Genomic DNA, 13,555 nt, shown 5'->3' on the forward strand with positions numbered 1-13,555 from the left:
TTTAACCTATCGTTTTTTAAATTCATTAATTTTTTCGATTATATGTTCACAGTTCAATCCCATTTCTGAACGGATCTCATTTTGTGAGCCTTGTGGGATAAACTCATCAGGTAAACCGATGTTTAAAATATCACATTTTATTTTTTTCGATAATAAAAATTCATTGACGCCACTTCCGGCGCCACCTTTAATACTGTTTTCTTCAACAGTAACAAGTATATTATGGCTTTGGCTAATGTGCAAAAGGACTTTTTCATCCAATGGTTTGACAAAACGCATATCAATGACTGTAGCATTAATTTGCTCAGCGGCTTGTAAAACTTCAGGCAATAATGTGCCAAAGTTGAGTAAAGCAATGTTTTCACCTGTTCGGCATAATCTCGACTCACCTATTGGAATTGTTGTAAGGGGTGTCAAACTAGCGCCTGTTCCTTCTCCTCGAGGATAACGCACAGCAGAAGGTCCATTATGCAAATAACCGGTATTTAGCATTTGCCGACATTCGTTTTCATCACTCGGTGTCATTATGACCATATTTGGGATACAGCGCAAATAACTTAAGTCAAAAGCACCTTGATGTGTTTCACCGTCGGCACCAACAATACCGGCTCGATCGATCGCAAATAGTACCGGTAAGTTTTGAATGGCAACATCATGTATAAGCTGATCATAAGCCCGCTGTAAGAAGGTTGAATAAATTGCCACAACAGGCTTTAAATCACTAATAGCAAAACCTGCTGCGAGTGTGACGGCATGTTGCTCGGCAATGGCAACATCGAAAAATTGTTCGGGATAAAGGCGGGCAAATTCAGTCATGCCGGAACCTTCACTCATAGCCGGTGTGATTGCCATTAAGCGCTTATCCGTTTTTGCCACTTCGCACAACCAATCGCCAAAAATTTGACTATAGGTTGGAGTAATTTTATCGGCGGCTGGTAATACACCGTCAACAGGATTAAATTTAGGTACACCGTGCCACAAAGTGGGATTTTTTTCAGCCGGCGCATAGCCTTTGCCTTTTTGAGTGATCACATGAAGTAGCTGTGGGCCTTTTAACTGCTTAACTTTTTGTAACGTGCTGACTAAATTTTCAATATCGTGGCCATCAATTGGTCCAATATAGTTAAATCCTAGCTCTTCAAAAAGTATTGCCGGTGTGACTAAACCTTTTAAATGCTCCTCGGTCTTTTTAAAAAGTTCTTTTAATGGCGGAATATTTTCAAGCACGCGTTTTCCGCTCTCACGAAAAGATGCGTAGGTTCTGCTGGCTAAAATTTGAGTTAAATGTTGATTCAGTGCGCCAGTGTTTTCAGATATCGACATATCATTGTCATTAACAATAACCAGCATATCGGGCTTAATATGTCCTGCGTGATTCATCGCTTCAAAAGCCATACCGGCAGTTAATGCGCCGTCACCTATAATGGCAGCAACTTTTTGTCCAGACTGTTTTTTTTGTTCACTAATGGCAATGCCTAAAGCCGCACTAATCGAGGTGGAGGAGTGGCCGGTTGTAAGGACATCATACTCACTTTCATCACGATGTGGAAAGGGACGTAAACCGTCTTTTTGACGTATGGTTAACATCTGATCACGGCGTCCGGTTAAGATCTTATGTGGATAAGCTTGGTGCCCTACATCCCATATAATTTTATCAAATGGTGTGTGATAGACATAATGTAAAGCGGTAGTTAGCTCAACGACTCCAAGTCCCGATGCTAAATGACCACTAGACTGGCTGACACTGGCAAGCAAGTATTGTCTTAACTCATGGCAGATAGCCGCTAGTTGCGATGGCGGATATCGTCTGAGATCCTCAGGCGAGTTAATTTGTTTTAATAACGGGTAATTGTCTAAATTCATTTTTGCCATTAAGTTATTGGTTAACTATTTCGATTAATAATATAATCAGCAAGATCTTGCAGTGGTTGACTATTATAAGGTATTTTCTTCAGACTATCGATAGCTTGAGTATGTAGCGCTTTAGTCATGTTAGTCGCAGTTTGTAAACCAACAAGTGCCGGGTAAGTACTCTTTTTAAGTGCAATATCCGATCCTTGAGGTTTTCCCATGATAGATTGATCGCCGATGACATCTAAAATATCATCTTGAATTTGAAAAGCTAATCCAATCGCTTGAGCATAGTTATCCAGCATCGAATAATAGGGTAGGGCAATATCACCACTGGCAAAAGCACCTAAGCGTACAGCAGCTTTGATAAGGGCACCGGTTTTAAATCGGTGAATTTGCTGTAAATGTTCAAGTGAAATAGTTTGGTGCTCTGCTTGCAGATCCAGTGACTGACCTAAGCACATCCCCGATAAACCGCTTGCACGAGCAAGCTCTGCTATCATATTGACTTTGATTTGATCATTAATATTTTCACACTCTGATATTAAACTAAAGGCCAACGATTGTAATGCATCGCCGGCAAGTATAGCTTGGGCTTGACCAAACTGGATATGGCAAGTTGGCTTTCCTCGCCGCAGATCATCATTATCCATTGCCGGTAAATCATCATGTATTAATGAGTAAGTGTGAATTGCTTCAATTGCCGCCGCAGCTGAATCAAGCTTAGTCAGTGGGCAGTTAAACATCTGACCGGTTAAATAGACTAATACAGGTCGAATGCGCTTACCGCCGGCTAGCAGGCTATAACTCATTGCTTGTTGTAGGTTTGAGTGTTCACACTGCGATATATAATCGGTTAAGAAGGAATTGATTCGTTGCTGCAAAGGCTTAAGATTATTCATTATCATCAAGTTCAAATTCTGATAATTGTGCTTCACTATTTTCAGACAGTAAAATTTGAATACGTTGTTCAGCTTGGCTGAGCTGTTTTTGCCCGGCTCTAGCCAGTTTTATGCCTTTCTCGAATTCGTTTAACGCTTCATCTAATGGTAAATCACCATTTTCCAGTTGAGTCACGATAGTTTCGAGTTGTTTGATTGTTTCTTCAAAACTCGGTTCTTTATCCTGTTTTTTTGCCATAATGTACTCCTTCTTTTTGCTAAATGAGTATACACGTATTTTTGATCATGGTGAATTACGATATTTTATACTGAAACGTAGGTATTTTCTGAAACTTCTTGACAAAAATAGTTAATTTTCGTTTTCTTGCTCCAGTTCATCTATCGATAATAGTGCTATATCTGGGTTTATTGGTTTTTTTACTTCGATGCCTAACTCTCGAAAGCGTTCGATTTGACCAATAACATTGCCACGACCTTTTGCTAATTTGTTCATTGAGCTTTGATAGGTCTGTTGTGCTTTATCTAAGCAATTGCCTAATCCTTCCATATCCTCAATAAAGCCTCGCATTTTGTCATATAATTTACTTGCTTTATCGGCAATCAGTTCGGCATTTCGATTTTGATATTCGTATCGCCATAAATTATGGATAGTCCGTAGTGCGACTAACAGCGTTGTTGGGCTAACTATCATAATGTTATTTTTTAGTGCATCGTTGATTAATGCCGGATCGTTATCAATTGCGGATAAAAACGCAGGCTCAACCGGAATAAACATTAAAATGTAATCAAGCGAATTGATACCAATTAATTTATGATAATCTTTTTGACTTAACTGTTTTAAATGATTTCGAACTGCGGTTAAATGTTCGCTCATGGCTTTAGCGCGAGCTACCTCATCGTCACTGTTAAAAAAGCGCTCATAAGCAACCAGCGTTACTTTAGAGTCGATAACCACATCACCTCCTTGAGGAAGGTGAACAATCACATCCGGTTGTAGACGTTGCTTATTTTCATTGGTTAAATTGACTTGAGTTTCATATTCATACCCCATTCGCAATCCGGAATTATCCAAAATTTGGCTTAGAATAAACTCACCCCAATTACCTTGCGTTTTATTATTACCTTTTAGAGCATTGGTAAGATTAGTTGCCTCTTTGGTCATCTGCTCATTAAGTTGTTGCAAGTTACGAATTTCGTGGGTTAAGGTATGGCGCTCTTTGGCTTCTTGCCCAAAACTGTCTTGAACTTGCTTTTTAAACCCTTCTAATTGCTCTTTTAGTGGTGAAAGCAGAAAATCCAAACTTTGCTTATTTTGTTGCTCAATTTTTTTACCACTGCTTTCAAAAATACGATTAGCCAGATTTTCAAATTGGGTTGTTAAGCGCTGTTCACTTTGTTCAAGCAGGATTTGCTTTTCATGGGCGGAGCTTAACGTCTCTTCTAACCGGGTTTTTAGCTCACTTATTTTGATATTTTGGGCAATATGTTGTTCACGATACTGATTCAATTGCGCATCAAGCTGTTTAACTTGTAAAAGTAATGTTTGATTTTCTTGGTTTTTTTGCGTGAATTGCAGCTCAAATATTTGATCTAAATTATTTAAAGATAATTTAAGTTTAATAACCAGAATCAATAAAATCAGTGCTACTGCACTGATTGTTACTAAAATCCAGTCAATTGAGCTTAACGTTTCTAGCATAATTAAGCCCTTTCAAAAGTAAATGACATGACATCATCTAAACTATCAGCGTTGAGTGCTAACATGATTAATCGATCTAAACCGACTGCAACCCCGGCACAATCAGGTAGACCTGATTCCATGGCTGCTAGTAGTTCAATATCAATATTTTGAGGTGGTAAGTTTTGATTAGCACGATCAATGTTGTTTTGCTCAAAACGCATTCTTTGTTCTTGTGGATTTGTCAGCTCTTTAAAGCCGTTAGCAAGTTCGACTCCTTTGTAGTAAAACTCAAAACGGCTGGCTACACGATGATCTTCTGAACTAATGGCGGCAAGTGCCGCTTGTGATGCAGGGAAATTAAACACTGCAACAGGCTTATCTTGACCAATGTGAGGTTCAATCCCGAAGGAGAACAAGCATTGTAGTAGTGTATCTCTGTCAAAATTATTAGCATCGATTTCAACATTGAGTTGAGTCAGCGCATTAACTAAAGTTGCATGGTCAGCTTCTAACGGATCGATGTTAAGATGACGTTGAAAAACTTTTTGGTAGCTAATTCGTTCAGCCGGTTCACAATCTAAAACTGTTTGTAGCAGATCATCAACTTCATTGATCATCTGCATCATATCAAACTGAATTCGATACCATTCAAGCATAGTGAATTCCGGATTATGAATTCGGCTAATTTCTTCATGGTTACGAAAACATTTAACCAGCTGATAAATCGGTCCACTACCAGCAGCTAATAGGCGTTTCATATGGTACTCAGGGCTAGTAATTAATGACATCTTACGCCCTTGTTGTCCTTCATCTTCCCCAGGTTTTAAATATTGCGTATGAAAAGAACTTAAATGAACATCTGTTACTGCATATTGACTTAAAATCGGTGTTTCAACTTCTAATATACAGCGATCGGTAAAAAATTGTCTTATTTGAGAAACAATTTTAGCTCGCTTAAGTAAATTATTTATAGATGCAGTAGGTTGCCAAGTCATAAAAAATATCCATGGAATTGATCAGTTACTAAAAAAGAAGAGAAATAGGGTGTTACTCACCCTATCTCTTATTGTTGGCGTTCATTTTGCCACAATGTGAACAAATTGTCGTATTTTTCTTGTTGTAGCCAAATATGGCGATGTAGTGCAGAAAGTATAATAGGATCTTCTAAAATCATTAATTGCTGTTCTTGACTTATTTTTTCTAAATCAACTTGTTGATAGTGCTCGATAAGTTCGGCGCGTTTTTGTTGATTTTTGCTATTAGGTAAGTGCCTTGATGTCGACAATGCGCAAGCAAGCGCATTATAAACAGGATCGACAAGCGCCATAACAAAACCATGCTCCACAAAAGCAGCTCGGGTTTGGACTAAATATTCGCCAGTTAAACGCACTGCTTTTGCCGGATGAGTTTCTTCCGGTGTTAAAAATAGTCCTGCCTTTTTGGCTTTCATTCCTAAACTTGATAATCCCGATACTCGAATGACTAACGGCGAAATAGTTAGTGGTATAAGTATGGCGATATACCAATAAGTAAATTGCGGATTTAACCAAATAATAATTGCAAGCCAAACGATGCCTAATAGTGATAGTGGCCAGCAGAAATAGAATGATTCACCCCATGTTAACGCATCATCATTTCGTGAAGGCGATTTCCACTGTATTTTGCTGCCAAGCCATGCTTTTAATACAAATTTACTATGGAAAATCATGCGAATAGGCGCAAGAATCATCGACCAAAGCATTTCGATCAGTATTGATAAGGTTAATTTGAAAATGCCACCGACATCTTTTGCCCCTGTTCTGGCGATAATAATGCCGTAACTAAAAAATTTAGGTGCAAACAGTAATACCATTGTTGTCGATAAAAGCTGTATCGCTAATTGTTCATTCCACCGAGGCCAAGTAGGATAAAACTGATTCGATTGGAAAAAATACTGGGGTTCAGAAATATTAAATACCAGCAATAAAAGGGTAGAAAATATTAAAAACACTAACCACAGTAGTGACGAGATATAAGCCATGCCACTGGTTATAAACATCACTCGATGCGTCAGTTTGATACCACTTTTAAAAATTAATCTTAGGTTAATTAAGTTTCCCATACACCAGCGATTATCACGTTTGAGATCTTCTATCATATTGCCGGGTAGTTCTTCATAACTACCGTTAATATTGTAAGCGATCCAAACACCATAGCCGGCACGTCGCATTAAGGTTGCTTCAACCAGATCATGTGACAATATGTGTATTGGGCCTTTGCGTTTTTGGATTGGTGATAAAATGCAGTGCTCAATAAAAGGTTTTAAGCGGATCATCGCATTATGACCCCAATACTGCGCTTCACTTAATTGCCAAAAGTGTGTACCAGAACAGAAAATATCGCTGTAGATCTGGTTAGCAAATTGCTGAATACGACCATAAAGCGTTGTCATTCTGACCGATTTTGGTGGTGATTGTAAAATCCCAGCTTTTGGTGTTATCTCCATCATGGCGATCATTTTTAAAATACAATCACCGGTCATTATGCTGTCTGCATCGAGGATCATCATATATTCATAAAGATGTCCCCAGCGACGGCAAAAATCATCGATATTGCCACTTTTGCGTTTCACACGACGTTTACGGTGACGATAGTAGATGTTACACCCGTCATCTTGCTTTTGCGCATTGAACTGCGTCCATGCTTTTAACTCGTTGACATAGAGATCCGGATCGTTAGTATCACTTAAAATATAAAAGTCACAACAGCTCGCATGTCCGGTTTCGGCTAGCGATTGATAAGTAGCTTGTAGACCAGCAAAAACTCGAGCAACATCTTCATTACAAATCGGCATCACCAATGCGGTACGATGATTAGGATTAATGTGCTCGGCTGGGTTTTGGGGAATTGGAATGGTATAACGATCTTTTCTTATCACAGCTAAGATTAAGCCCATTATGCTAGTCCAAAACCCGATAGATATCCAGCAAAATAAAATGGCAAACAGGCCAATGATAAATCCTTGAATGATGTAAGGTATAATGCTGTAAATGGCAAGCTCCGGGTTGATATCCCAGTTAGCCATAAAATTAATTTTTTGCCAGCTTTGATAAGGTAGTAATGAAGATAAGTAAACCGTGCCATAGTAAGTTTGTGTCACAATAAGGGCAAACATGATAAAGCGACGGATTAATGCCATAACATTAATGCCAAGTTTTGATTTGGCTTTAAAACGCTCATTCCATTTTTGAGGTTGGACTGAAACTCGCTCAACTTTAGGGTAACTAGGCTGCTGCTTTCTTTCATCAATAAAAGCTGAAGTGTCACCAACTTGATCCAGACGGTACTTAATAAATTCAACATCGTCAGTTGGTGGAATATTGTTTTCAGATGTCTGACGCCAATTGTCGGCGTCAGGTAGATTCTTAAAGTAATCTTTTTTCATATATTTTTAAATTATTATAATTATTGTGCAGGGTATTGCCCGCTCCAAGTTTCAGATAAGACCTCATTTGTTGCTTGTGATGCTAATTGAATACGAATATCGGTTGCTTTTTTACTGTCATCAACATTAAACCGCACAATTACACGCCATCCTTTGGTAACCGAATTATATTGGACATCACTGCTTACAATTGAGCCGTTGTTAATGCTTGAAATCACTTTAACTGGCACTTTATCGGATAACTCAGGCCCCTCAAAATCAATAACATAGGCATTAGATCCGTCGAGTTTACGAATTAAATTAGCTTGTTTAATATCCCCAAGTGATAAGCGTGTGCTGGTTGCTCTTGCGACATTATCAGGATAACGCTTGAGCTCATTTAACGTATAATGTAGACGATATTTAAACGATAAGCTATCTCCCGATTTATACTCTTTTTGAGGTACCCAAAAAGCGACAATATTGTCGTTAGTCTCATCAGCAGTTGGAATTTCGACTAATTCTACCCGGCCTTTTTCCCAATTGTTGAGCGTTTCAACCCAGACACTAGGGCGTTTTTCGTAGTGATCATCAAGATCTTGATAGTCTTCAAAACCTTTATCACGTTGAATTAAACCAAATGCTTTAGGATTTTCTAAACTGTATGATGAAAAAGATAATCGTTTCGGGTTATTTAATGGTCGCCAAATCCATTCATTATTATTCGCCAAAATCGATAAACCATTCGAATCATGCATTGCAGGACGATAATTTAAGAGTGGCGATGGTTGGTTTGGTCCAAATAAGAACATGCTGGTAAGTGGTGCGATACCCAATTTTTTTACCGAATCACGGAAAAATATTTTTGCTTCAACCGTCACCGTTGTATCAATACTCGGGACGAGTACGATTTTATATGCGCCTGTCACTCGAGGTGAATCAAGAAGGGCATAAATTACCAGATGCTTTTGATTGGCTTCGGGTCTTTCGATCCAATACTCTTTAAAGCGAGGAAACTCTTCGCCAGACATTTCCCCCGTGTCAATGGCTAAACCACGCGCCGAAAGTCCATAGCGTTGATCTTTACCGACCGCACGGAAATACGAACCGCCAAGCGCTGTAAAAATTTCGTCATCGGTTTTAGTTGGTGAATTAATTGGGTAGTGAACTTTAAATCCGGCAAAACCAAGATGTTTGTTTTCAATCTTATCTAATTTGAGTTGGCTTAAATCAAAGTAGCTAGGATCATACTGGATTTCATGTACTTCATTATTAACTATTTCATTGATTTTAACAGGTACGTCAAAGTACATACCTTCATGGTAGAACTCTAATTTAAACCGGCTTTTATGGTCGTTCCAATAAGCTTTATCATGGTTGAATAATATTTTCTGATAATCGGCAAATTGTAAAGAGGCTAATTCACTCGGTATATTTTTTGAAGGTTGGACGTAATCTTTTTTTGATAAATTCTCTGCTTTTTCAGCCACGTCATCGAACGAAAAAGCTAACGCAGAAAAACTCACGCAAGTCACAGAAGCCACAAATAGGAGTTTGCAAGTTAATTTTTTACTATATTGACTAATTGAAAATAAATTGTACATAAAAGACTCGCATTAGTATTATCTAAAAATATTAAAATAGTTAATAATGTTACTTTCAGGATCACTTAAGCATTTTTCAACATAGTCAGCCTTTATTTCTTGAAGAATGGTTGGATTTTCACTGATTAAAAATTGTGAATAGTTATCTTTAAGAATTTTATTTTGCAATGTTGAGACGTCTTGTTCAGTCATTTTGAACAATGGTTGATAATAATTTGCTATTTTTGATTTATCTTTGGCATAAATTGCTAAGGTAAAATCAGCTGATCTTTGGCAATAATTGTTAATATTGGTCGGGCTGGCTTTAATTTTGCTTAGTTCAATATTTTGTTGAGCTTGACTCTCTTCAATGACTTTCTTGAGTTGGGCGTCATATTTTAATTTATAATAATGGTTAAGATAAAAGCTCAACACACAAGACGATTGGTTGGTATCACTGGCACAGTTTAATAAACCATGCTTAATCACATAATTATTAAAATATTTATTACCCAACATTTGATGTAATTGGTTTTTCGCAGTTACAACGTAGTCATTATTAGATTCAGTTTGATGCCTGAGTAAAAGCAATTGTTCTGTTGCTGAGGTTTTCCCTTTAACGGTATTGGTTGGCGAGAGATTATTGTTAGCACAACCTGCGACAAGAATAGAAACAATGGCGCATGTAAGGATATTACTTATTTTCATATATCAAATTCCATGAACATATTCTTGAGTTGTAATTTCAAGGTATTTCACCTTGCCACATTGACTTGTATCATAGCAGCGGAAAATTATATACTCATATTCTTCTTAAATACACTAAATGATTAAATTAAATTTATATATAAAAAACAGATTAATTATAATTGGGTATTTAAATTACTAATGTCGGCATATTTTATCAGTATTGACTGTGAATGCAGTTTGTTGAATGTTGGCAGGTTTAAATTTGCCTTTCTGTTTTAGAAATTCGATAAGTTGCTGTGCGTTCATGTCAGTTTCTGAGCAGGTATGAAATTTAGCATCAGCGCCAAATTTTTCAACAATCGCTTTTAATAAAGAAGATTCGGTATAATCATTACCGTTCATCATTTGTAAAACTTCATGTCCGTGAATTGACATCATATTGTTCCTCACAGTAGCTAGTCAAATTAAGCATGAAAGATATCAGATATTATTAATAAAAAAAAGGGTTAATGATTAAAAATATCATCAATTTTTATTTATAGTTTACTCACTTATGTTAGAAAAAAATAAAGATAATTAATCCATTAATTCCGATTAACTATCTTATGTTTTTTTATTTAACTAATTTGGCAATAATTGATTGGTTTTCGCCTTTTATTTGATGAATAACAATTTGCACCGAATCAGCAAGTTTATAACAAACTTGATCGTTAATTTTGATGATACCATCTTCCGGTATTGAAACTATCTCTTCACGCACCGGGTGAATCATCGAAATAGGCACGAAGGCAAAAGCACCAATATCACTCATTCGTACTCTTATACCGCCACGATTAATGTCAATTATTTCAGCTTCAAAAGTCTGTCCAATTTTGTCCGATAGATATTGAGCATAAAGATTATCGGCGATATCACGCTCAGCGTAGCGAAGCATTTTACGGCGATCACTCATGAGTTTTAATTGATCATTATCCGGTTTGTTAAGCGGTTGTGAAAGCAAATAAGCTTTAATCAACCGGTGGTTAATCATATCGCCATATTTACGTATAGGTGAAGTCCATGTTGCGTAAGCTTCGAATCCTAAACCATAATGCGGTTGAGGGGTAATTGAAAAGTCAGCAGGGGTTTGGAACTTACGTAACCGTGTGGCAAGGAAATTATTATCTTCAGTCATGCGACGCAGTTTTACATAACCTTCAAAAGAGAGTAACGACTCTTTGTCAAATTCAGTAATGCCATTGTCGTTCAATACTTTTAAAATTTGTTCAATAAATTTATTGTCAAACCCAAGGTGGATATTAAAAATACCAAAACCGACTTTGTCTTTTAGTTGCATCGTTAACGCTTGATTAGCCAAAATCATCATCTCTTCAACAAGATGATTAGCTGTACGGCGAGGCTCTTTAATAATTGCTTTAACTTGCCGTTCCTCATCAAGCACAAATCGATAATCGTTGCTGTCTTTAAACACCAGTGCATTTTGCTGACGCCAATTTATTCGGAGTGTAGCCAGATTGGATAATAATTTAAGTTGATCGACAATATTTTGATTATCAGTTGCCAGTTGGTTAGCGTTTTCTAAAAAGTCAGAAACATTGTGATAAGAAAGTTTTGCTTTTGATTCAATCCATGCTGGTATAAACATCACTTTATTTGGCGCAATATCACCATGCTGATCGATAGTTATTTTGCATACCATAGCAGGGCGTTTTTGATTAGCTTTTAAAGAGCACAGATCATCGGCCAACGCTTTAGGCAGCATCGGAATATTAAAATCGGGCAAATAAGTGGTAAAGTTTCGCTCTTTGGCGATATTATCGATATGACTGTCAGGTAAAATATAGGCAGTCGGATCGGCGATAGCGACATAGAGTTGATAATTGCCATTTTCATCTGTTTCAACGGCAATGGCATCATCCATATCTTGGGTATCTTCACTATCAATGGTGAAAAAGTCGATGTCAGTTAAATCTTGTCGATTTTCCAGCTCACTATCGGTGATCGATAAATTGTCTTCTTGTGGTGCTTGTGCTTCTAAAGCATAACGGGCTAACGTTTTCAACCACAATAGATATTTAGAGGTGCTGCTAGCAATAAATTGAGTGACCTCAGCAAAAAAGTAGCGCTTATCTTCCTCTAATGGATGTGAAGTCAGTGTAGCAACAACCCAATCCCCTTCGGTTAGACTTTCACTCACTTTTTTATTAATTTTACAGCGTATGGCAAAATTGGCAGGCATATTTTCAGGATAGATGACCATGACCTTGTCTTGAACCCCAATTTTACCAATAAATCTTTGTAGTGAACTTTCGATTAACGTTTCAGGTTCAAAAGATTCTTTATCATCATAACTGATGATCGTACCGGATACCTTATCACCGTTACAAACGGTTTTCATTTTTGCTACAGTGATAAAATAGCTGGTTTTATTATCAACATCTAAGAAACCAAATCCTTTTTCATTGGCTCTAACGATTCCTTCCACACGGGGAGTTTGTTGATGCAGTTCTTGTTTTAACTTTGCAAGTAGGGGATTATTTTGGAACATAGTACTTAACGCTATAAAAAAATAAGGCGTAAATTCTATCACATTTATGTGCTTTGGGGTTATTGAATTAATCATCTGTCACTTGCTAAAATTAACATCTAATGCGATTTATCAACATAATGAACAGAGTTAACCGATGAAACTAAATTATAAATTACAAGGGAGTGGACAACCGATATTGTTCATACACGGCGTATTTGGCAGTTTGGATAATTTAAATATGCTAGCTCGGGATTTTTGTTCTGACTATACAACAATTCAAATTGACCTTAGAAATCACGGCTTATCTCCTTGGTCAGATTCAATAAATTTTAAGGATATGGCGGAGGATGTGGCTGAACTTTCTCAGCAGTTACACTTAGATAAATTAATTATTGTCGGACACTCTTTGGGCGGCAAGGTGGCTTTTGAGCTAACTCAAATTATGTCTGATAACATTGAAAAATTGGTCGCAATTGATATCGCACCTGTTAAGTATCCCACTTCTTCTAATGCTTTAGTTTTGAAGGCATTAGCACAATGCCTTATGATGCAACTGAATGATAAAAAACAGATTATTGCGATGATGCAGCAACAAGGCTTATCGGATATGACAATTCAGTTTTTATTGAAATCATTCAAAAATGGACAGTGGCTATTTAATGCCAAAGTCATTATTGAACAGTATCAACAACTTTGTGATTGGCAGCCTCTTGCTACTGTGTGGACAAAACCAGCTTTATTTATTCGTGGTGGGGATTCACCCTATATTACCGATCAAGATTATCCGGCGATATTTGAACAGTTTCCCAATGCAAAAATTGAACTTGTTGAAGGTGCCGGGCATAATGTCCACGCCGAAAAAACAGCACAAGTTTTGCAAATTCTTCATAGTTGGCTAATAAATTAACTGATTAT

11 protein-coding genes are annotated in these 13,555 nt (G+C 37.2%); 1 reads left to right on the forward strand and 10 read right to left on the reverse strand.

Going from position 1 to position 13,555, the window contains the following annotated elements; translation table 11 throughout:
* Window positions 1-6 precede the first annotated feature (6 nt).
* The 10 genes from dxs to J3U42_RS01910 form a co-directional block, all read right to left on the reverse strand.
* Window positions 7-1,863, reverse strand: coding sequence for a 1-deoxy-D-xylulose-5-phosphate synthase (gene dxs, locus J3U42_RS01865; protein ID WP_267335197.1), 1,857 nt, complete (start codon window positions 1,861-1,863; stop codon window positions 7-9).
* A gap of 20 nt (window positions 1,864-1,883) precedes the next feature.
* Window positions 1,884-2,759, reverse strand: coding sequence for a (2E,6E)-farnesyl diphosphate synthase (gene ispA, locus J3U42_RS01870; protein ID WP_370633971.1), 876 nt, complete (start codon window positions 2,757-2,759; stop codon window positions 1,884-1,886).
* Entirely contained in the window at window positions 2,746-2,991 is a 246-nt protein-coding gene (xseB, locus tag J3U42_RS01875; RefSeq protein ID WP_220217825.1) for an exodeoxyribonuclease VII small subunit, read from the reverse strand. The genes ispA and xseB overlap by 14 nt, the downstream gene beginning before the upstream one ends.
* 111 nt (window positions 2,992-3,102) lie before the next feature.
* Window positions 3,103-4,452 (reverse strand): DNA recombination protein RmuC, encoded by a 1,350-nt coding sequence (rmuC, locus tag J3U42_RS01880; RefSeq protein ID WP_267335199.1) that lies wholly within the window; start codon window positions 4,450-4,452, stop codon window positions 3,103-3,105.
* 2 nt (window positions 4,453-4,454) lie between these two features.
* A complete protein-coding gene (epmA, locus tag J3U42_RS01885; RefSeq protein WP_220217823.1) occupies window positions 4,455-5,429 on the reverse strand; it encodes an elongation factor P--(R)-beta-lysine ligase in 975 nt (324 codons plus the stop codon).
* A gap of 68 nt (window positions 5,430-5,497) precedes the next feature.
* Window positions 5,498-7,858, reverse strand: coding sequence for a glucans biosynthesis glucosyltransferase MdoH (mdoH, locus tag J3U42_RS01890; RefSeq protein WP_267335201.1), 2,361 nt, complete (start codon window positions 7,856-7,858; stop codon window positions 5,498-5,500).
* 20 nt (window positions 7,859-7,878) lie between these two features.
* Window positions 7,879-9,441, reverse strand: coding sequence for a glucan biosynthesis protein G (locus J3U42_RS01895; protein ID WP_220217821.1), 1,563 nt, complete (start codon window positions 9,439-9,441; stop codon window positions 7,879-7,881).
* Between the two features lie 18 nt (window positions 9,442-9,459).
* Window positions 9,460-10,128, reverse strand: a complete 669-nt coding sequence (locus tag J3U42_RS01900) for a hypothetical protein (RefSeq protein WP_220217820.1) — start codon at window positions 10,126-10,128, stop codon at window positions 9,460-9,462.
* Between the two features lie 177 nt (window positions 10,129-10,305).
* Entirely contained in the window at window positions 10,306-10,548 is a 243-nt protein-coding gene (locus J3U42_RS01905; RefSeq protein WP_220217819.1) for a YecH family metal-binding protein, read from the reverse strand.
* A gap of 175 nt (window positions 10,549-10,723) precedes the next feature.
* On the reverse strand, window positions 10,724-12,733 hold the full coding sequence (locus J3U42_RS01910; protein ID WP_267335204.1) for an exoribonuclease II: 2,010 nt from the start codon (window positions 12,731-12,733) through the stop codon (window positions 10,724-10,726).
* A 61-nt stretch (window positions 12,734-12,794) separates the two neighbouring features.
* On the opposite strand from J3U42_RS01910, the gene J3U42_RS01915 reads away from it, so the two are divergent.
* Entirely contained in the window at window positions 12,795-13,547 is a 753-nt protein-coding gene (locus J3U42_RS01915; RefSeq protein ID WP_267335206.1) for an alpha/beta fold hydrolase, read from the forward strand.
* Window positions 13,548-13,555 lie beyond the last annotated feature (8 nt).

Origin of the sequence: Gilliamella sp. B2923 (assembly GCF_026536565.1) — a bacterium.
In the GTDB taxonomy this organism is placed as follows: Bacteria; Pseudomonadota; Gammaproteobacteria; order Enterobacterales; family Orbaceae; genus Gilliamella.